This window comes from Nonomuraea composti (genome assembly GCF_012034275.1).
GTDB classification, from domain to species: domain Bacteria; phylum Actinomycetota; class Actinomycetes; order Streptosporangiales; family Streptosporangiaceae; genus Nonomuraea; species Nonomuraea composti.
This window is the reverse complement of record NZ_JAATEP010000028.1, coordinates 116,389-136,436: the sequence shown is the minus strand read 5'-3', so window position 1 is coordinate 136,436 and position 20,048 is coordinate 116,389. Positions and strand designations below refer to the sequence as shown.

At 72.9% G+C, this 20,048-nt stretch carries 18 protein-coding genes; 6 read left to right on the top strand and 12 right to left on the bottom strand.

Translation table 11 applies throughout. From position 1 onward, the window contains the following. Positions 1-21: 21 nt before the first annotated feature. The 4 genes from cobT to HCN51_RS33730 form a co-directional block, all read right to left on the bottom strand. On the bottom strand, positions 22-1,092 hold the full coding sequence (gene cobT, locus HCN51_RS33745) for a nicotinate-nucleotide--dimethylbenzimidazole phosphoribosyltransferase (RefSeq protein ID WP_168015133.1): 1,071 nt from the start codon (positions 1,090-1,092) through the stop codon (positions 22-24). A gap of 124 nt (positions 1,093-1,216) precedes the next feature. Further along, positions 1,217-2,062 (bottom strand): sirohydrochlorin chelatase, encoded by an 846-nt coding sequence (locus HCN51_RS33740; RefSeq protein ID WP_080046066.1) that lies wholly within the window; start codon positions 2,060-2,062, stop codon positions 1,217-1,219. Positions 2,063-2,132: 70 nt separating this feature from the next. After that, entirely contained in the window at positions 2,133-3,308 is a 1,176-nt protein-coding gene (locus HCN51_RS33735; RefSeq protein WP_168015132.1) for a bifunctional cobalt-precorrin-7 (C(5))-methyltransferase/cobalt-precorrin-6B (C(15))-methyltransferase, read from the bottom strand. A 79-nt stretch (positions 3,309-3,387) separates the two neighbouring features. Next, on the bottom strand, positions 3,388-4,467 hold the full coding sequence (locus HCN51_RS33730; RefSeq protein WP_168015131.1) for a GNAT family N-acetyltransferase: 1,080 nt from the start codon (positions 4,465-4,467) through the stop codon (positions 3,388-3,390). A gap of 76 nt (positions 4,468-4,543) precedes the next feature. On the opposite strand from HCN51_RS33730, the gene HCN51_RS33725 reads away from it, so the two are divergent. Together HCN51_RS33725 and HCN51_RS33720 are read left to right on the top strand one after the other, a co-directional pair. Continuing rightward, positions 4,544-4,954 (top strand): DUF2795 domain-containing protein, encoded by a 411-nt coding sequence (locus HCN51_RS33725; protein ID WP_240973511.1) that lies wholly within the window; start codon positions 4,544-4,546, stop codon positions 4,952-4,954. A gap of 3 nt (positions 4,955-4,957) precedes the next feature. Further along, entirely contained in the window at positions 4,958-5,980 is a 1,023-nt protein-coding gene (locus tag HCN51_RS33720; RefSeq protein WP_168015130.1) for a baeRF2 domain-containing protein, read from the top strand. On the opposite strand, the gene HCN51_RS33715 is transcribed toward HCN51_RS33720, so the two are convergent. From HCN51_RS33715 to HCN51_RS33705, 3 genes are read right to left on the bottom strand one after another with little or no spacing between them, the layout of a single operon-like run. Beyond that, positions 5,970-6,527: a LutC/YkgG family protein gene (locus HCN51_RS33715; RefSeq protein WP_168015129.1), complete on the bottom strand. Its 558-nt coding sequence runs from the start codon at positions 6,525-6,527 to the stop codon at positions 5,970-5,972. The genes HCN51_RS33720 and HCN51_RS33715 overlap by 11 nt on opposite strands. Beyond that, entirely contained in the window at positions 6,514-7,905 is a 1,392-nt protein-coding gene (locus tag HCN51_RS33710; RefSeq protein ID WP_168015128.1) for a lactate utilization protein B, read from the bottom strand. The genes HCN51_RS33715 and HCN51_RS33710 overlap by 14 nt, the downstream gene beginning before the upstream one ends. After that, a complete protein-coding gene (locus tag HCN51_RS33705; RefSeq protein ID WP_168015127.1) occupies positions 7,902-8,633 on the bottom strand; it encodes a heterodisulfide reductase-related iron-sulfur binding cluster in 732 nt (243 codons plus the stop codon). The genes HCN51_RS33710 and HCN51_RS33705 overlap by 4 nt, the downstream gene beginning before the upstream one ends. Before the next feature lie 89 nt (positions 8,634-8,722). Here HCN51_RS33705 and HCN51_RS33700 point away from each other — a divergent pair, with 89 nt between their 5' ends. Further along, positions 8,723-9,430 (top strand): FCD domain-containing protein, encoded by a 708-nt coding sequence (locus HCN51_RS33700; protein WP_168015126.1) that lies wholly within the window; start codon positions 8,723-8,725, stop codon positions 9,428-9,430. Here HCN51_RS33700 and HCN51_RS33695 read toward each other — a convergent pair. After that, positions 9,427-10,854 carry a sulfatase-like hydrolase/transferase gene (locus tag HCN51_RS33695; protein WP_168015125.1) on the bottom strand — a complete coding sequence of 476 codons (1,428 nt, stop codon included), beginning with the start codon at positions 10,852-10,854 and terminating at the stop codon, positions 9,427-9,429. The genes HCN51_RS33700 and HCN51_RS33695 overlap by 4 nt on opposite strands. Positions 10,855-10,936: 82 nt before the next feature. Between HCN51_RS33695 and HCN51_RS33690 the strand changes: the two genes are divergently transcribed. Further along, entirely contained in the window at positions 10,937-11,938 is a 1,002-nt protein-coding gene (locus HCN51_RS33690) for an LLM class F420-dependent oxidoreductase (protein WP_168015124.1), read from the top strand. A 1-nt stretch (position 11,939) separates the two neighbouring features. Here the strand turns inward: HCN51_RS33690 and HCN51_RS33685 are convergent, their stop codons facing one another. Both HCN51_RS33685 and HCN51_RS33680 read right to left on the bottom strand, forming a co-directional pair. Further along, positions 11,940-13,880 carry an FtsX-like permease family protein gene (locus tag HCN51_RS33685; RefSeq protein ID WP_168015123.1) on the bottom strand — a complete coding sequence of 647 codons (1,941 nt, stop codon included), beginning with the start codon at positions 13,878-13,880 and terminating at the stop codon, positions 11,940-11,942. Continuing rightward, complete coding sequence (locus tag HCN51_RS33680) at positions 13,877-14,560, bottom strand: ABC transporter ATP-binding protein (protein WP_168015122.1); 684 nt, start codon at positions 14,558-14,560, stop codon at positions 13,877-13,879. Before HCN51_RS33680 ends, HCN51_RS33685 begins: the two co-directional genes overlap by 4 nt. Before the next feature lie 91 nt (positions 14,561-14,651). On the opposite strand from HCN51_RS33680, the gene HCN51_RS33675 reads away from it, so the two are divergent. Continuing rightward, positions 14,652-15,299, top strand: a complete 648-nt coding sequence (locus HCN51_RS33675) for a response regulator (RefSeq protein WP_080046055.1) — start codon at positions 14,652-14,654, stop codon at positions 15,297-15,299. A 46-nt stretch (positions 15,300-15,345) separates the two neighbouring features. After that, positions 15,346-16,071 (top strand): DUF4328 domain-containing protein, encoded by a 726-nt coding sequence (locus tag HCN51_RS33670; RefSeq protein WP_168015121.1) that lies wholly within the window; start codon positions 15,346-15,348, stop codon positions 16,069-16,071. 3 nt (positions 16,072-16,074) lie between these two features. Here HCN51_RS33670 and HCN51_RS33665 read toward each other — a convergent pair whose 3' ends face one another. Together HCN51_RS33665 and HCN51_RS33660 are read right to left on the bottom strand one after the other, a co-directional pair. Then, a complete protein-coding gene (locus tag HCN51_RS33665; RefSeq protein WP_206068175.1) occupies positions 16,075-19,731 on the bottom strand; it encodes a DNA polymerase III subunit alpha in 3,657 nt (1,218 codons plus the stop codon). Then, positions 19,731-19,997 (bottom strand): DUF6504 family protein, encoded by a 267-nt coding sequence (locus HCN51_RS33660; RefSeq protein ID WP_168015120.1) that lies wholly within the window; start codon positions 19,995-19,997, stop codon positions 19,731-19,733. Before HCN51_RS33660 ends, HCN51_RS33665 begins: the two co-directional genes overlap by 1 nt. Between the last annotated feature and the right edge of the window lie 51 nt (positions 19,998-20,048).

The window sequence follows — 20,048 nt, the reverse complement described above, 5'->3', positions numbered from 1 at the left end:
TCCCTCCAGTGCCTCCCATCATCACACGGGCTTTTCAGTCACTCCCGCCGAGTCGAACGTGGCCACGTCGTGCATCACCCGCACCGCCGCGCACACCATCGGATGCGCCAGCAGGCCGCCCGTTCCCTCGCCGAGCCGGAGCTCCAGATCCACCAGGGGGCGCAGGCCGAGATGCGCGAGCGCGGCGGTGTGGCCGGGCTCGGCGGAGCGGTGGCCGGCCACGCAGTGATCGACGGCGGCCGGGTCGAACGCGGCGGCCACCAGCGCGGCGGCCCCGGCGATCACGCCGTCGAGTATCACCGGCACGCGCAGCGCCGCGCCGCCCAGGATGAAGCCCGCGATGGCCGCGTGCTCGAACCCGCCGACGGCCGCCAGCGCCCGCAGCGTCTCGCTGGGCGAGGAGGCGGGGTCCGTCACCGCGTTCGCGCGCAGGGCCGCGCGCACGATCCCGACCTTCAGCTCGTACGTCTCGTCGTCGATGCCGGTGCCCCGCCCGGTCACCTCGGCCGGGTCCTTGCCGGTGAAGGCGGAGACGAGCGCGGCGGAGGCGGTGGTGTTGGCGATGCCCATGTCGCCGGTGATCAGGCAGCGCGCGCCCTTGGCGACCAGGTCACGGGCCACGACGATGCCGGCCTCCAGCGCCTGGACGGCCTGGTCGACGGTCATGGCGGGGCCCTGCGACAGGTCGGCGGTGCCGTACGCGATCTTGTGGTTGACCAGGCCGGGAGCGTCGGGCAGGTCGGCGGCGACGCCCACGTCCACCACCGTCACCGAGGCGCCCGCCTGGGCGGCGAAGGCGTTGGCGACGGCGCCCCCGGCCAGGAAGTTGGCCACCATCTGCACCGTGACCTCCTGCGGCCACGGGCTGACGCCGCGCGCGTGCACCCCGTGGTCGGCGGCGAAGATGGCCAGGGCGGCGGGCTCCGGCATGGGCGGCGGGCTGGTGCCGGCCGCGCCCGCCAGGCGGACCGCGACCTCCTCCAGCGCGCCCAGCGAGCCGCGCGGCTTGGTGAGGCGGTCCTGGTGGGCGCGCGCCTCGGCGAGCACCCGCGGGTCCGCGGGGCGGATCGCCGCCAGGGTCTCAGCGAACACGGCGCCTCCCAAACAGAACCGCCGGCGTCTCAGCGAACACGGCGCCTCCCAAACAGAACCGCCGGCGTCTCAGCGAACACAGGACCTCCAGTACAAAATCTCAGCGACCACGACGAACCTCCGGTCACGGGACGAGTTGGAGCGCTTCCTCGTAGCGGTCGATCACGACGTCGGCCAGCGTCTCGCAGTCGCCGATCACCTCGGCGCAGCGGATGTCGAGGTCGGGGTGCCCCGCGCCGTACGCCAGCGCCTGCGCCCAGACCCGCTCCAGCAGGCCACCGGCGAACAGCAGGTACGGCACCACGATCACCCGCTTGGCCCCGAGGCGGCGGCAGCGCTCCAGCCCGCCGGGCACCCCGGGAGGGGTGACGGAGACGAAGGCGGTCTCGACGGTCATGAAGTCGTAGGCGTGGGTCTCCCAGAACAGCCGGGAGACGCGGTGGACCTCGGCGTTGGCGGCGGCGTCGGTGGAGCCTTCGCCGACGAGCACGACCGCGGTCTCCCCCGGCTCGATGTGCTGGTGGAGGTCCTCGGCGGGCGGGGAGTCGACGGCGCGCAGCCGGGGCCGGGCGCCGGCCAGCTCCAGCGCGCGCGGCCTGGACAGCTCGGTGGCGGCCTCGTTGAGCCGCTCGGCGAGCAGGGCGAGGACGCGCGGGTCGGGGCCGAGGGGCCGGCCGTAGTCGTACATGAGGGTGGGGTGGCGCTGCTGCTCCAGCGCCATGGCGGCGGGGAACTCCTCGCCGACCCTGCTGAGGCTCAGCGGCAGCGCGACGAGCCGGTGGTGCCCCCGCGCGACGAGGGAGGCGACGGAGTCGCTCAGCCGGGGCGTGGCCCGCTCCAGGTAGCCCCCGGACACATCGGCGCCCGACTGGTCGAGGCGGCAGCGCAGGCGGTGTACGAACCTGCCGAACTCGGCGGCGTAGGCGTCATCCTGGGAGCTCTGCCCGATCAGCAGGAGCGGCGGCTTCATCGTGAGGGATTCTCCGGTGCGGTGGACAAAGACACGCGAGGATAACCGATGCGCCCGTGTGGGCAACAGGTCACGCTGCGTGCGCGGGTGTCGCGTGCACCACGAAGACGGGGTCGACGGCGGCCAGGCTGTGGGAGCCGTCGGGGTTGAGCAGCAGCTTGGAGACCTGGATCTGGGTGCCTTCGCCGCGGTAGCCGTGCTCGCGCAGCCGGTCGAGCACGCCGGCGACGTGCTCGACCTTGCGCAGCGCGCACACCAGCACGCGCGGGCGCCTGGCGGCGCAAGCGAGGATGACGTCGAGGCCGCCGCCGCCGACGAAGACGGCGTCGGGGTCGGGCAGCGGCTCCAGCGCCGGGGGCGCCTGTCCTCTGGTGAGGGCCACTTTGACGCCGTGTTCGAGCACGTGGGCGCGCAGCTTGGCGCAGCGTTCCTCGTCGCGTTCGACGGCGACGACGGCGGCGCCGAGCCTGGCGCATTCGACGGCGATCTGGCCGGTGCCGGCGCCGACGTCCCACACGAGGTCGCCGAGCCGCGGGCCGAGCTTGGCCAGCACGTACGCCCTGGCCTCGGCCGGCATGCCGTCGGCGGACGGCAGCGCCCATTCCGACGGCCCGGGCCGCGCGCCGGCCACCCAGCTCGGCTCCTTCGGCTGGTGCAGCGGGTCGATCACGAGGACCACGTCGGGGTCCTTCCACGGCCTGGTGGTGGCCTCGCCCATGCGGCTGTGGGTGACGCGCTCGTCGGGGCCGCCGAGGTCCTCGCACACGATGAGCGCGCGCGGCGTGGTGGGCGCCAGCTCCCGGGCGATCTCGGCGGGGCCGACGCCGGGGGCGACGAGCAGCGCGACCTTGGGATGGGCGCGGCAGGCGTTGACGACCCGGTCGAGCTGGCGGGGGCCGGACGGGGCGACGACGAGCGCGTCCTCCCAGTTGAGCCCGGCGCAGGCGAAGGCGCGGGTGACGAGCGAGGTGGCCGGCAGCACGTCCGGTTTGAGGCCGTGCGCCCGTAGTGTGCGGACGACGCCGAAGAAGCCGGGATCGCCCGGCGCGACCACGACCGCGGGGCCCTCTCCGTGCTCCAGGTGGTCGTCGAGCGCCTCCAGCAGCGCCCCGTCGGCCGCGGTGGCCGCGGTCAGGCCGAGCTGGCCGAGAACGGCGTCGGGCCCCACGACGAGCTTGGCCTCCCGCAGCTTGCCCACCGCCTTGGCCGAGAGCTCACTGCCGTCCCAGCCGACCACCGTGATCATGCGCCTCACCGTCCTCCACTCAAGGGTGACGGCTCGGACGGGGTTTCACAAAGGGTACGGGGGTCAGTCCGGTGTGCCCTCAGACCAGGTCCGTGGGGATGAGGCTGTAGACGATCATGTCTTCGCCCGCGATCGAGGCGCGGGCCAGCCCTTCCCTGACGAAGCCGGCCTTCTCCGCGACCCGCTGGGAGGCGTTGTTGGCCGGGGAGACACGGAGCTGGAGGCGGCTGAACCCGTGCCGCTCGAACAGCCAGCGGGCGACCGCCTGCACGGCCTCGCCCGCGTACCCCTTGCCTCTGGCCCAGGGCGCGGTCATGTAGCCGACCTCGGCGGTCCTGCCGGTCCAGTCGAGGTCGCGCAGGTCGACGTTGACCGCGTACCGGCCGGTGGCCAGCTCGGCGGCGGTCCAGGCGACGCCGACGCCCCTGATCCACCGGCGCTCGGCGTGCGCGACGTAGGCGCGGGCGTGCTCGGCCGAGTAGTCCCTGGGCACGCCGGTGAACCGCTGGGTGAGCGGGTCGGCGCCGGTGACGGCCAGGTCGGCGGCGTCCTCGGGGCGTTGCCTGCGCAGGAGGAGCCGCTGGGTGCGCAGCTCCGCCTTCGACAGGGTGGCGGGCGGCACGCGGCTGTCGTAGTGCAGCAGGCCGAACAGGACGAGGTCGTGCGCGCCGTCGCCGTCCACGACCGCGTCGCGGACGACGCCTTCCCAGGTGAAGCCCGCTTTGGTGGCGACGCGGAGCGAGGCGAGGTTGTCGAGCCTGGCGGTCAGGTCGATCCTGCGCAGCCCCATGGTGTCGAACGCCCAGGCGGTCAGGCCGCGCACGGCCTCGGTGGCGAAGCCGCGGCCCCGGTAGAGGGGGTGCACGCCGTAGCCGACCTCGGTGGTGCCCGCGCTCCACGAGGTCTTGAACAGGCTGATCGCCCCGACGATGACCCCTTCGGCGTCGGTCATGGCCAGGTGGATGCCCTGGCCGGAGCGGCGCAGCTCGTGCACGCCGTGCATCAGCCAGGGGGCGATCCCGGAGACCCTGGCGGGCGCGCCCGGCGGCAGGAACTGGGCGCCGGACTGCACGATGGAGCGGATGCGCAGGGTGTCCTTGGGGCCGAACGGCCGGAGCGTAAGTCGTTCCGTGGCGATGCTCACGTCGGGATCGAACACGGTGTGGAGGGTACACAGTCGCGATGTTTGCCCACGAAAGCGGGGGTAGGGGCGGATTGAGAGGAGAGTGGCTTGAATGATGGAACGTGGAAGCGACAAGCACGGACCCCGCCTCGACGACGAGCAGAAGCACGAGACCGAGGGCCTGGTGCGCGGAGGCGGTACGACGCATGCCGAGGAGTGGAAGGAGCCCGAGGCCATGCCGGCGCCCGGTGAGGAGTCGCTTCACTCGTACCCGCCAGGACACGAGCCGGGCGTCCCCGAAGGGATGACGCAGCGGGACGTGGACGTGCGCAGCGACCTCGCCAAGTGGCTGAGCGACACCCACTGGCCCTCGTCCAAGCGCGAGCTGCTGGCCCGCGCCCAGCGCGAGGGCGCGCCCGATCCGATCATCGACATGGTCGAGTCCCTGCCCGAGCGCGACTACACGAACATGGCCGACGTCGCCAAGGCGCTCGGCATCGGCGTGGAGAAGCGGAGGTGGTGAGCCGTGCGGCTCGACTTCATCCGCCCGCTGTACGAGCGGCGCGGCCCGTACGCCTCGGTCTACCTGGGCGCTCTGACGGGGCCTGAACGCGAGTCCCACTGGCGCAGCGTGCGCGACCGGCTCGACGGGCACTCCGGGCACGCCGACGAGGCGACCCTGGACGCCCTGGAGGAGGAGGCCCTGGGCGCCGCCGCGGGGCGGGCCCTGTTCGCCACGCACGGTGACGTGGTGCTGGCCGAGTCGCTGCCCGAGGCGCCGTCCGAGCTGGCCACGTGGACGCCGCTGCCGCACGTCACGCCGCTGCTGATGCGGCGCGGCGAGAACATCCCGCACATCCGGGTGATCGTGGATCACGCGGGCGCGGAGGTGACGGTGTTCGGCGGCGGGTCGCCGCGCAGCACCACCGTGGAGGCGGCCTCGTGGCCGCTGCAGAAGACCGCCCAGGGCGGCTGGTCGCAGAAGCGGTACGAGCGCGCCGTGGACGACGCCTGGGAGAAGAACGCGCAGGCCGTGGCCAAGGAGATCGACGAGCAGGTCCGGCGGATCGGCGCCGAGCTGATCCTGGTCGCGGGCGAGCCGAAGTCGCGTTCGTACCTGCTGCACCACCTCGGCACGAAGGCGGCCGACCGGGTGATGATCGTCGAGCACGGCAGCCGCGACAATCACGGGCAGTTCGAGCGGGACGTGGAGCGGGCGCTCGACGAATGGCTCGACCGCAGGCGCGCCGAGCTGCTGGAACGCCACCAGGAGTCCGCGGGGCCGACCGGGATGGCGCGCGTCTGTCAGGCGCTGCGCGAGGGCCGGGTGCACGCCGTGCTGCTGCCCGGCGAGCGGCCCGGCCCGGTCTGGATCGGCGAGGGCGGCACGCAGCTCGCCACCGACGAGGGGGAGCTGCGCCGCTGGGGCGTGGAGGAGCCGATCCGGGAGCGGTCGGACTCCGCGCTGGCCAGGGCGGCCGCGATGACCGACGCGGAGCTGTGGTTCACCGACGCGGTCGAGGACGTGGCCGCGGTGCTCAGGTACTGATGATCACTTCGAGCGTGCGGGGGCCGTGGACGCCCTCCACCCGGTTCAGCTCGATGTCGCTGGTGGCCGAGGGGCCGCTGATCCAGGTGAGGGGGCGGGCCGGGTCGAGCCTGGCCAGCGCCTCCGGCACGCCCGCCACGATCTGGTCGGCCCGCACCACGCACAGGTGGTAGTCGGGGATGAGCGTCTGGGCCCTCGTGCCCTGGCCGGGCCCGTGGTCGAGGACGATCGTGCCGGTCTCGGCGATGGCGACGGCGCAGCCGGTGACCACGCCGTCGGCGGTGTTGACGTCGTCCCAGCCGCCGGCCCGGCCGAAGCCGTCCGGGACGATCATGCGGCGCTCGCCGAGGCACGCGTCGAGCTTGCCGGGCACCTCGGCCGCCGGGACGACGTGCACGATCGCCCGGTAGTCGTCCACCCGCTCGGCGAACAGCCCCACCAGGTCCTCGCCCTGCCGGTCCGTCCGGTAGTGGCGGGGGATCTCGACGTCCTCCGCGCCGGCGATGGCCTTGCGGACCCTGGCGAGGATCTCCTCACGCGCGCTCATTCCGCTCCCACCAGTCTCTGAAGGATTCTTCGGGAATCTCGGGCAGGTCTCGGGTGTCCGTCCACGCCGACAGCGGGCCGGGCAGCCGCTTGGGCACCAGCTTGCGGGCGCGGGTGGCCGCGCGCTGCGCCTTGGCCAGCCGCTCGTGGTCGTTCAGTATCCAGCCGGCCACCTTCATGCCGGCCTTCTCCGCCGCCGCGTGCGGCGCCTTGGCCCGCAGGTCCACCAGCGCCTCGGGGATGTCGATGGCCACCGGGCAGACGTCGTAGCAGGCCCCGCAGAGGCTGGAGGCGAACGGCAGCGACGCGTCCAGCTCCGACGACATGCCCCTGAGCTGCGGGGTGAGGATCGCGCCGATCGGGCCGGGATAGACCGAGCCGTACGCGTGGCCGCCCGCGCGCTCGTACACGGGGCAGACGTTCAGGCAGGCCGAGCAGCGGATGCAGCGCAGCGCCTGGCGGCCCACCTCGTCGGCGAGCACGTCGGTGCGGCCGTTGTCGAGCAGCACCAGGTGGAAGTCCTGGCCCTCGACGGCGCCGGTCCACATACTCGTATAGGGATTCATCCGCTCACCCGTGGAGCTTCTCGGAAGGAGCTGGAGGAACACCTCCAGATCCCGCCAGGAGGGCAGCAGCTTCTCGATGCCGACGACGCTGATCAGGGTCTCGGGCAGGCTCAGGCACATGCGGCCGTTGCCCTCCGACTCCAGCACCACCAGCGTGCCGGTCTCGGCCACCATGAAGTTGGCGCCGGAGATCGCGACCTTGCTCCTGAGGAAGCGCTCGCGCAGGTGGAGCCGGGCCGCCTCGGCGAGGGCGGGCGGGTCATCGGTCAGGCCCGGCGGGACGTGCGGCATCTTGTCGAGGAAGATCTCGCGGATCTCGGAGCGGTTGCGGTGGATCGCGGGGACCAGGATGTGGCTGGGGAAGTCGTCGCCGAGCTGCACGATCAGCTCGGCAAGGTCCGTCTCGTACGCGGTGATGCCGTGCGCGGCCAGCGCCTGGTTGAGCTCGATCTCCTGGGTGGCCATCGACTTGACCTTGACCACCTCGGTCTCGCCGGTGGCCTTGACCAGGTCGGTGACGATGCGGTTGGCCTCGGCGGCGTCCCTGGCCCAGTGGACGGTGCCGCCCGCCCGCGTCACGGCCTCTTCGAGCTGGATCAGGTAGCGGTCGAGGTTGCGCAGCGTGTGGTCCTTGATGGCCTTGCCGGCCGCGCGCAGCTCCTGCCAGTCGGGCAGCTCGCCGACGACGCCGGCCCGCTTGCCGCGGATGGTGTGGGTGGCCTTGCGGAGGTTGAAGCGCAGCTGCGAGTTCTGGACGGCCTTCTGCGAGTTCTTCGGGAAACTTCCCGGCATGCCGAGGAAGGTCGCGCTCATTGGGCCTCCTCTGTGGATGCGAGGATCTCGGCCAGGTGCATGGTCCTGACGCCGGTCTTCTGGCGGCTCAGGGTGCCGCCGATGTGCATGAGGCAGGAGTTGTCGGCGGCGCACAGCACCTCGGCGCCGGTGTCCATGATGTTGCGGGTCTTGTCGGCGCCCATCGCGGCGGAGACCGCCGGGTTCTTGACCGCGAACGTGCCGCCGAAGCCGCAGCACTCCTCGGCGCCGGGCAGCGGCACCAGCTCCAGGCCGCGTACGTGCTGGAGCAGCCGCGTGGGCCGGTCGCCGAGGCGCAGCCCGCGCAGCGAGTGGCAGGTGGGGTGGTAGGTGACCCGGTGCGGGAAGTACGCGCCGACGTCCTCGACCTTCAGCACGTCGATGAGGAACTCCGACAGCTCGTGCACCTTGGGCGCGACCTCCGCGATCGCCGCCGCTCCCCTGCTGCCGGGCCTGGCCAGCTTCGGGTACTGCTCGCGCACCATGGCCGCGCACGACCCCGACGGCGCGACGACCGCGTCGTAGCCGGCGAACACCTCCGTGAAGTGCCGGGCCAGCCGCACGCCCTCCTCCCGGTAACCGGTGTTGACGTGCATCTGCCCGCAGCACGTCTGGGCGGCGGGGAAGTCCACGTCGCAGCCGAGCCTGCGCAGGAGCGACACCACGGCCTTGCCGGTGCCCGGGAAGAGCGTGTCGTTCACGCACGTGATGAACAGGGCGACTCGCACGGCTCTCCTTCCGAAGTATGGTCCGACCACAGTATGGTCAGACCATATCGAAGCACAACATTACCGGCCGGCAGCGAGGAGGCTCCAGGGTGGACGACACCGGCTGGCGTCCCGTCAAGCGGACGCGGACGTTCGAGGACGTGCTCGCGCAGATCGAGCGGCGCATCACCGAGGACGGCCTCACCGTGGGCGACCGGCTGCCCGCCGAGCGCCAGCTCGCCGAGCAGCTCGGCGTCAGCCGCTCCTCGGTACGCGAGGCGATGCGCGTGCTGGAGACCCTCGGCGTCGTCTCCTCCCAGGTCGGCCGGGGCCCCGACGCGGGCGCCGTGCTCACCTCGCGCCCCGACTCGGCGCTGACCGACCTGCTGCGGCTCCACCTGGGCCTGGCCAGCCTGGAGATGCGCGAGGTCATCGACACCCGGCACATGATCGAGCAGTGGGCCGCCGCCCAGGCCGCCGCGTCGCGGGCCGACACCTCGGCCCTGGCCGCCGCCCTGGCCGGGATGGACGCGGCGCGCACGGCGGAGGAGTTCGTCGAGCACGACACGGCCTTCCACTGCGCGATCGCGGACGCGTCGGGCAACCGGCTCATCGCCGCCATCATGCGCTCGCTGCGCGACTCGATGCGCAGGTACTCGGTCGAAGCGGTGCGGCGGCTGGGCGACACCTCGGTCCTGCGCGCCGACCACGTCCGCATCCTCGAGGCCATCGAGCGCGGCGAGGCGGGCGAGGCGACCCGGGCCGTGTCGGAGCACCTCGCGCACGCCTACCCCGCGCTGTTCGCCGGCCCCGGCTAGCCCTGGCTGTCGGCGACGTGGCAGCTCGCCCCCGAGCAGGCGACCATGCCCGACAGCCGCTGGTCGAGCCGGGCCAGCAGCGCCGGGTCGGCGGTGCTCGCCAGGTTCGTGAGCTGGTAGGGGTCGGTGGTCAGGTCGTAGAGCTGCCGCTCCCCCGTCTCGTACCGGACGTAGGTGTGCTGCTCGGTGCGCAGCGCCTGGTAGGCGGGCACGGGCGTCTGGGCCGCCGACGACCGGTCGGCCGGGCGGGTGAACTCCACGAGCACCTGTTTTCGCCACTGGGCGGGTGGCCTGCCGCGCAGCAGCGGCACCAGCGAGCGGCCCTCCGCGAACGGCGGCACCGTGGCCCCGCCCAGCTCGGCGAAGGTGGGGGCGAGGTCGATCGTGGCGCCCATGTGCGTGACCGTCGCGCCGGCCGCGACGCCGGGGCCGCGCACGACGAGCGGGATCCTGATCGCCTCCTCGAACGGAGTGGTCTTGCCCTGCTTCAGCCGGTGCGTGCCGAGATGGAAGCCGTTGTCGGAGGTGAAGAAGATGTAGGTGTTGTCCAGCTTCCCCGACTCCCGCAGCGCGTCCACCACCGAGCCGACGAGGTCGTCCACGCCCAGCATGGCGCGCAGCCGCCTGCGGTAGTGCTCGTCCACGTCGGCCTGGGTGTCCGGCGTGAGTGCCGGCCTGTTGCGCAGCCAGTACGGCTCGTGGCTCACGTCGGCCTGGTTGAACGACGGGGTGCGCGGCGCCATCGCCAGCGGGAAGGCGTGCGCGTGCCGGTGGGCCGGGTTGGACGGGTTGTGCGGGCCGATCGGGGCCAGGTAGAGGAAGAACGGCTGGTCGGCGTCGGTGATGAAGTCGTGGGCCTTGCCGGCCAGCACGTCGGACAGGTAGTCGTCCTCCTCCCAGCCGTACTCGCGCCGCTCGCCGTTCTCGTTGAGCCGGTAGCCGTACTCCTCGTAGAGCTTGCGTACGGGGACGTCCCACTCGTCCCAGCCCGGCGGCACGTACTCCTCCTCCGCCGTGCCGCCCGGGTAGTGGTTGAGGAACTTGCCCATCAGCCCGGTGCGGTAGCCGGCCTGCTGCATCCAGGTGCCCACCGTGGAACGTTCCAGTCCTAGGGTGTGGAAGCGGTCGAAGCCCCCTTCCGGGGCGGTGTTGGTCAGCACCCCGTGGCTGTGGACGTGCTGCGAGCGCAGGATCGACGCCCTGGACGGGCAGCACCAGGAGTTCGTCACGAAGAAGCGGTCGAACGAGGTGCCCTGGCGGACGAGCTGCTGCGTGATGTTCGGGAACAGCGGCAGCGTGCCGGTCTCGAGGTCGTCGGCCAGGATGAGGACGATGTTGGGCCGGGAGTCGCCCGCCGCGATCGTCGGCTCGGCCGCCGGCAGGAGAAGCAGCAGGCAGGCGAGTCGACAGAGAGCCTTGAGCACAGAGTGTCACTTCCCCGGAAGATCCTCCATTGACACTTGGGACATCCCCGGCCGTAATAGAACTTAATTCCGGAGGTGTCCCATGAAGCTCGGCTTGAACCTCGGCTACTGGCAGCGCAACGCCGACGACGCGACCGAATCGGTCCTGGCGGCCGAACGCCTCGGCTACGACTCGGTCTGGACGGCCGAGGCGTACGGCAGCGACGTCTTCACGCCGCTGGCCTGGTACGGCGCGCGGACGTCCCGCATCAAGCTGGGCACCTCGATCGCCCAGATCTCCGCCAGGCCCCCGGTCACGACCGCGATGACCGCCATGACGCTCGACCACCTCACCGGCGGCCGGCTCCTGCTGGGCGTGGGCGCCTCCGGGCCGCAGGTGGTGGAGGGCTGGTACGGCCAGCCGTTCGCCCGGCCGCTGGCCAGGACCCGCGAGTACGTCGAGATCATGCGCAAGGTGTGGCGCCGCGACGAGCCGGTCACCAGCGACGGCCCGCACTACCCGCTGCCGCTGCCCGGCGGCCTGGGCAAACCGCTCAAGTCCATCACCCATCCGCTCCGCCCCGACATCCCCGTCTATCTCGGGGCGGAGGGGCCCAGGAACGTGGCGCTGGCCGCCGAGGTCGCGCAGGGCTGGCTGCCGCTGTTCGCCTTCCCCGAGAAGATCGAGGAGATGTACGGCGAGGCGCTGTCGGGCGCCGAGCCGGGCTTCGACGTGGCCGCCATGGTGATGGTGCTCATCTCCGACGACCTCCGGGGCGCGCTCGACGTCGTGAAGACGATGCTGACGCTCTACATCGGCGGCATGGGCGCCCGGCAGCGCAACTTCCACGCCGACATCATCGGCCGGATGGGCTACGCGGAGGCGGCCGAGCACATCCAGGCGCTCTACCTGGCGGGGCGCAAGGACGAGGCGTTCCGGGCGATCCCGGACGAGCTGGCCGACGGCATCTCGCTCGTCGGCCCGCCCGGCCGGATCAAGGAGCGGCTGGAGCTGTGGCACCGCAGCCCGGTCACGAGCCTGCTCGTCATGGGGGTCCGGGACGAGCCCTCGCTCAAGCTCGTCCGCGACCTCGTGCTGGGGTGAACTAATCGGGGCGGGGCGCAGGGTCGGCCGTCACCGAGCGGAGCAGCGGGCGGCTCAGCGCGCCCGCCCCGATCACCCCGGCGAAGCCCGCGACGACGCAGGCGACGAGCGTGACCGTGCCGACCACGTTCATGCCGCCGATCATGAACGGCACCGCGCAGAACGCCCCGACCAGGATCGCCCCGCCGCCCATGACCGTCAGCGGGACCAGCGTCTCGGTGCGGCGGGCCCGGTCGAGCACCTCCAGCGGCGTGCCCGCCAGCCGCAGCAGCCCGTACGTCTGCCGCCGGTCGAGGATCGACGACGTGGCCGTGATGCCCGAGCTGGCGATGGCCACCAGGAACGACACCGACAGCACCACGATCGTGCCCACCCGCACGTCGGCCAGGATCTGGATCCCGAAGCGCCGGTCGTCACGCTGCGTGGTGGGCGTGCGGCCGGGCACGAGCTCGGCCAGCGCGGTGCGAGCGCGGTCGAGGGTGGCGTCGTCGGCGGTGCTGCCCAGCGCCGCGACCACGACGTTCTTGACGGGCTTCACCGTGGCTTGCACGCCGGAGGCGCGCAGCCGCTCGCGGGCCCGTGCGGCCACCTCCGTGACCTGCCCGGCCGGCGCCGTGACGCGCAGCTGGGGCGGGCCCGTCACCTCGTCGCCGAACCCGGTCGGGCTGAGCAGGCCGAGGAAGCCCGCCACGAAGCCGGTCAGCGCCACGCCGCTCACGGTCCGCCAGGCCGCGCGCGGGTCGTCCACGAGCCGGCGGCCGGCCAGCAGCCGGGCGGGGCCGCGCGCGCTCGCCGCCGTGATCCGGCCGATCATGCCGACCACCCACGGCCCGGCCAGGTTGATGCACAGGAACGCCAGGGCGAGCGCCACCGCGATGATCGAGGCGCTGGTGCCCCTGGTCAGCAGCGGGAACGCGGCCAGCACCGCCAGCAGGGCGAGCACCCGTACGAACCGCATGCCCGGCGGCGTCTCCCGCTTGGCCACGCCGAGCGGGCTCACCACGACCCGCCGCAGCCCGGCCACCGCCGACAGCCCCACCAGCAGCGGCACCGCGACCAGCACCCCGGCCAGGACGAGCGGCGGCGGGAACAGGTCGCCGGCGAACCACGGCCCGCCCTGCATCTCGATCCCGGCCAGCAGCGGCACGGCCAGCGCGAACACGACGGCCCCCGCCAGCGCGCCGGCCAGCGCGACGATCACCGCCTCCGCCACCGTCATGGCCACGACCTGCCCGGGCGTGGCTCCGACCAGGCGCAGCGCGGCCAGCCGCTGATCCCGCCTGGCCACCGTGAGCCGGGCCGCCGCGCCCCCGAAGACGAGCAGCGGCACGACCATGAGCACGCTGGCGATGAGCGAGAGCACCTGGTACGCCTCGGCGTCCTCGCTCGGCTGCCCGGCCAGGCTCGCGACCTTGACGGGCGGCTTGGCGACGACCCAGTCGTCGGTGCGCTGCGCGGTCATCGCCGGGCTGTCCGGCGCGTGGCCGACGACCGCGACCAGCTCGCCGGGGAACACCAGCGCCTCGTCCCCCAGCACGCCCTTCCTGCCGGGGTAACGCTCGGCCAGCTCGCCGGCGGGCAGCTCCTCGGCCAGCTCGGCCAGGGCCGGTGACAGCCACGTCTCGCCCGGCGCGGGGAAGCGGGGCAGCCCCGGCGGCGGCTCCGGCGTCCGGCCGGGCAGCGCGGCCAGGTCGACGACGGTGATCGTCCGGTCGCGGACGAAGTCGTAGCGGGACGCCTCGACGGCGACCGCGCCGGAGGCGGCCGGCACCGGGTTGCGCCAGGCGCCGCGCTCGGCCCTGGCCTGGAAGGCGGAGTTCGCCGCCACGGCGAACAGCAGCAGCGCCGTCGCCACCGCCACGGCGCCCAGCGTGAGCCAGGTGCCGAGCAGGCCCCTGCGCCCGCCGCCCTTGAGCAGCCGCCAGGTCAGATCGAGGTTCACGCGTACACCCCGGGCTCTCTCGTCAGCAGCCGGCCGTCGCGGACCTCGACCGTGCGGTCGCACCAGGCGGCCACGTTGGGGTCGTGGGTGACGACGATCAGGCTGGCGTCGTTGTGCTTGGTGGCCTCCACCAGCAGCCGCATGGTCTCCTGCCCGGTCTGCTGGTCGAGCGCCCCCGTGGGCTCGTCGGCGAAGACCACGGCCGGCCTGGTCACCAGCGCCCTGGCGATGGCCACCCGCTGCGCCTGGCCGCCGGACAGCTCCCCCGGCCGCCTGGCCTCCAGGGAGTGCAGGCCGAGCGGGGCGAACCACTCGCGGGCCTGCCGTACGGCCTGGGCCCTCGGCACGCCGCCGAGCATGAGCGGCAGCGCCACGTTCTCCTCGGCGGGCAGTTCCGGCAGGAGCTGGCCGAACTGGAAGACGAAGCCGAAGCGGGTGCGGCGCAGCGCGCTGCGCTTGCGCTCGCCGAGCGTGTCGATGCGCTGGCCGAGCAGGTGCACCTCGCCCCCGTCCGGCTTCATGATGCCGGCCAGGCAGTGCAGCAGGGTCGACTTGCCGGAACCGCTCGGCCCCATGATCGCCACGGCTTCGCCCGACCGTACCGCGATGTCCACGCCGCCCAGGGCGACCGTCTGCCCGAACCGTTTGGCCAGGGCCCGTCCAACAAGCACGTCGTTCATGCCGTCCAGGCTCCCGCCGGAGGGGGTGCGCGGGGATCGGCCTTGCGTCCATATCCGCCTCGGCCGAACGGCTGATCCTAGAGTTGGGGCCGTGACTATTCGGGTTCTCATCGCAGACGATCAGCAACTGGTGCGCACCGGCTTCCAGATGATCCTCGACGCCCAGCCGGACATGGAGGTCGTGGCCGCCGTCTCCGACGGCGCCGAGGCCGTCGCGGAGGCCAGGCGGCTGCGGCCGGACGTGTGCCTGCTCGACATCAGGATGCCCAAGCTCGACGGGCTGGAAGTGACCCGCGTGCTGGCCGGCCCCGGCGTGGAGAACCCGCTGCGGGTGGTCATCGTGACCACGTTCGACCTCGACGAGTACGTGTACGGAGCCCTGCGCTCCGGCGCCACCGGCTTCCTGCTCAAGGACAGCGGGCCCACGCTGCTCATCGAGGCCGTCAGGGCCGCGGCGGCGGGCGACGCGCTGGTCTCACCGTCGGTCACCGTGCGGCTGCTGCAGCACCTCGCCCAGCCCCGCCGCGTCCCGGCCCCGGTGAACGACCCGCTGACGGACCGCGAGCTGGACGTCGTCCGCCTGGTCGCCAGGGGGCGCACCAACCAGGAGGTGGCGGCGGAGCTGTTCGTGTCGCTGTCGACGGTGAAGACGCACCTGGGCAGCATCCAGGCCAAGCTCGGTGTCCGCAATCGGGTTGAAATCGCAGCTTGGGCGTGGGAATCCGGCGTGGTGAGCTGATTAACAGCGGGGCCGCCGGGATACAAGTGAATCAGAACCTCAGCGCATGGCCCGGGGGGAGATCAACGTGCGCTACACCCAGGCATCGCCCGCCAGAGCCGCTTCCGCCGTCTACGTGACGCTCACCGCCCAGATCCTCTCCCTCGGCGCTCTCGTGAGCTTCGAGCTGTCGCGCGGGCGCCGGCTCGCCGCCGAGCTGGCCGCCTTCGGCGGGCGCCCCCAGGGCGCCGACGCCGAGGCCGTGGTGGGGGCGGTGACCCTGTTCGCGGTGCTGATGATGCTGGTGGCGGTCACCACCGTCGCCGCCGCTGCCGCTTACGTGACCTGGCTCGTGCGCGCCAGGCAGGCCAACGACCGCTCCGCCGCCACCGCCCCGGTCGCGGCGGCCTGGCTGCTGCCGGGCGTCAACCTCGTCGCGCCGGCGGTGCTGGTCGACGAGGTCTGGCGCGGCACCCGTCCGCCCGCCGGGCGCCGCGGGCGCTGGCTGGCGCTGCTGGGCTCGTGGTGGGCGGCCTGGCTCGGCACGCTCGCCCTGTTCACGATCCGGCTGCCGCTCGACGCCTCCGCCGGCGACCTGACGGGGGTGGGGGTGCCGGAGCTGGCCTGCGCCTCGGTGGCGGCGCTGCTGTGCGCCGGCACCGTACGGGAGCTGACGCGGCTGCAGCGGGCCGCCCGGTCGGCCCGGGTGGTCGAGCCGGGCACCCTGCGGGCCTTCTCCCCGCAGTCGCCGCAACCGGCTCCCGGGTCCACGGCGGTGGGCCGCACGAGCTGACGGTCAGGCCGCAGTGGGGCCCGAGCTGCCCGGGCTGGCGTGCCAGAGCTGCCTGGGTGGCTTCGCGGTGACGGCCGGCCCCAGGTCGGAGTAGGGCGACAGCCTGAACCCGTTGGCGTACTCGATCTTCCGGCCGCCGACCCCGGCCAGGTCCTGCGGCGTCCGCTCCAGCACGGCCCGCACCGCCTCGATCCCCTGGGAGCGCCACAGCGCGTCGAGGTCGGCGAGGTTCCAGCAGTCGACCGCCCGCAGCGACACCGCCCGCACCCCCGTGCGCCGGACCACCCCCTTGGCCAGCATGAGCCACGACCCGAACACGATCGACGCGCACCGCCCCTGCACCGACTCGAAGAACGTCAGGTCGATCGGCCCGGTCGAGTCGTCGAGCGTGGTGAAGATGACGCGCTGGCCCGAGCGGATGGCGGGCGTCTGGGTGGCCACCTTGACGCCGGCGACGAGGATCTCCGCCCCGTTGCGCCGCGTGAGCAGGTCTCTGGAACGTACCACCCCGAGCGCGTCGAGCAGCTCGTCGTGGAAGCTGAGGATGTGCCGGCTGACGTCGATGCCGAGGATCTCCAGCTCGGCCTCGACCATCTCCGTCTCCGTCATCTCGGGCAGCTCCCCCGGCGGCAGCCTCTCGCCGAACCCGAGCGGAAGCTGTACCGCCGGGGGAACCGCGTTCTTGGTGAGATCCAGCTGGGACATGTGCGAGCTGTAGCGCTTGGACTTGCGCGGGCCCGCCTGCACGCCGATGGCGGAGGCCCGGTCGAGCGCGCCGACCTGGGCGATCAGGTCGCGCCTGGTCAGCTCGCCGGGCCGCCAGCGGCGCCCGCCGCCCGGGTGCAGGTCGTGCAGCGCGTCGAGGCCGCCGACCTGGACGATCCGCTCGATCGTGGGCCGCGAGGGCCGGGCGCGGTCCCAGAAGTCGGCCAGCGACGTGTACGGCTGCCCGGCCACCATGCGCTCGACCTCGGCCTCGCTGACGCCCTTGATCGCCGAGAACGGCACCCGCAGCGCGTACCCCTTGCCGATCTCCCCGATCTTGAAGTCTCTGCGCACGGGAGATCCGCCTTCCAGCGAGGAGGGCCGCACGCGGACCTGGACGCGCGGCCCGATCCGCTCGACCTGCCAGTCCCTGCCGGACTTGTTGATGTCGAGGGGCAGGATCTTCACCCCGCACTGCCGGGCCTCGTCGATGATGACCCGCGGCGGGTACATGCCGGGCTCGTGCGTGAGCACCCCGGCGAAGAACGCCGCCGCGTGGTGCCGCTTGAGCCAGGCCGACTGGTACGTGGGCAGCGCGAACGCCGCCGCGTGCGCCTTGCAGAACCCGAACGAGCCGAACGCGTCGAGCACCTGCCAGGCCCGCTCCACGGCCGCGTCGTCGAACCCGTTGGCCCTGGCCAGCGGGACGAACGCGCGGCGCACCCGCTCGCGGCCCTCCGGCGTGTCGAGCGTGCGCCGCAGCTTCTCGGCGTAGGACAGGTCGCGCCCCGTCATCACCGAGATGATCTTCAGGACCTGCTCGTGGAAGACCACGACGCCGTGGGTCTCCTTCAGCGCCTCCCGCAGCCGCTCGTGCGGGTAGTACGGCTGCCGCCACCCGCCCCTGGCCTCCAGGTAGGGGGTGACCATGTCGGAGTTGACCGGCCCAGGGCGGAACAGCGAGATGTCCACGATCAGGTCGTGCATCCTGCGCGGCTCCAGCTTGGCCACCAGCTCGCGCTGGCCGGGCGACTCGATCTGGAAGCAGCCGAGGGTGCGGGCGGCGCAGATCATGTCGTAGGTGTCCTGGTCGTCGTGCGGCACGTACTGGACGCCGGGGTCGTCGCCGCGCTGGGTGTCGAGCTCCACCACGACGTCGTCGACGCGCTTGATCTCGCTCAGCGCGTACGCCAGCGCCGACTGCATCCGCACGCCCAGCACGTCGAGCTTGAGCAGCCCGGCCTCCTCCACGTCGTCCTTGTCGAACTGCGACATCGGGAAGCCCAGCATGCTGCGCTCGACCGGCGTGCGGTCGCGCAGCCCGGCGTTTCCGATCAGCACGCCGCACGGGTGCAGCGCGATGTGCCGGGGCAGGCCGTCGAGCTTCTCCGCCAGCCGGAAGACCCGGTCGAGCCCGGCCTCGCCGAGCCGGCTCTCGCGCAGCTCGGGCAGGTCCTCCAGGGACGCGGTGATCTGCCTGGCCCTGATGTGCGGGAACGCCTTGGCGATGGCGTCGATCTCGTGCGGCGGCAGGCCCATCGCGCCGGCGACGTCGCGGATGGCGCTGCGGGCCCGGTAGGTCTCCATCATGGACACGCAGGCCACGCGGGACTCGCCGTAGCGGTCGAAGATGGCCTGGTAGCAGTCGAGGCGGCGGGCCGACTCGACGTCCACGTCGATGTCGGGCAGCCCGATGCGGCCCTCCGACAGGAAGCGCTCCATGAGCAGGCCGTGTTCGAGCGGGTTCACCTCGCCGATGCCGATGAGGTAGTTGACCAGGCTGCCGGCGCCCGAGCCGCGGATGGCGCAGCGGACGCCCATGTCGCGGATCATGTCGGTGATGCCGGCCACGGCGATGAAGTAGCCGGACAGGCGCTTGCGCTCGATGATCGCCATCTCGTCGCGCAGCCTCTCCCTGGCGTCGGCGGAGCGGTCGAGGCCGCGCCTGAACAGGCCGTCCTCGACGCGGTGGCGCAGCAGCGGCACGGGGTCGCGGCCGATCTCCGGCAGGTGCAGGGCGGGCGGGTCGTTGCGCAGCGCGAGCACGTCGAGCGGCTCCATCGCGCACGCCTCGGCCAGCCGCCTCGTGGTGAACAGCAGCCAGCCCATCCGCTCCTGGTCGGCGCCGCACACCTTGGCCGCGACCTGCCACATCTCCTTGGTGCTCTTGAGGTAGGCGTGGGAGGTGGTGCGCTCCAGGTGGCGCGGGTGCAGCGGGACGAGCTGGCGGGCCGCGTCGAGCACGTCGCCGACCTGGTGGTCGGCGGGGTCGAGGTAGCGCACGGCGTTGGTCAGGATCGCGGGCACACCCGCCGACTCCGCCAGGCCGAGCATGCGGACGGCGGTGCCGGCGTCGCGGAAGCCGTACTGGTCGACCAGCTCGACCACCACGCCCGGCACGGCGGCGCGCCACTGGCCGAGCAGCGCCCTGGCGTGCTCGTCACGCCGCGCGGCCACCGCGCGGCCCACGTCGGACCTGGGGCCGAGCAGCACCACGAGCCCGTCCTCCGCGCCGAAGCCGTGGTCGCCGCCGGGCCCGCCGGCCCACTCGCCGAGCAGCTCGCGGGTCACCTTGGGCGCGCCCCGCTCCCCCGCGTGATGGGCGGCCGTGACCAGGCGGCACAGGCGGGACCAGCCCTTGCCGCGAGCCAGCACGGTCACGCGATCCTCGGCGTCGGGGCCGGTCCGCGGGCGCGGCGCGCGGGCGCCCGGCACCGGGGTGAAGGCGGAGGCCGGGGCGTCGAGCGCCAGGTTCACGCCGACCACCGGCGCGATACCGGCCTCCGCGCACGCCTGGACGTGCTTGATCGCGCCGTAGAGGCCGTCGCGGTCGGTCAGGGCGAGGATGTCCATCCCGTGCTCCACCGCCCGGTTCACCAGCGCTCGCGGGAACGCGGTGCCGTAGCGCATGGAGTAGGCGGAGCACACGTCGAGGTGCGCGAACGGGGGCGCCATCAGTCCCACGCCCTCAGCAGCAGCCAGCCGTTGCTCGCGGTGTCGTAACGCAGCTCGTAGGAGCCCACCTCGCGGCCGGGGCTGGCCTCCACCCGCCAGAACTGGCGCTCACCCGGGTCGCCCTCGCCGGTCTTCCACCACTCGCGCGCGACCACCCACTGGTCGAGGACGCGGCGGACGAGGTAAAGCCGGTCGCGCCAGACGAACTGGGTCGGCTCCCCGTCTCTGGTCCACACCTCTATCGGATCGCCATAGAGTCTGCTCAAGACGCTTCTCCCCGCGGCTCTGGTCCGGTTACTGAGCCACCCGGGGGAAGA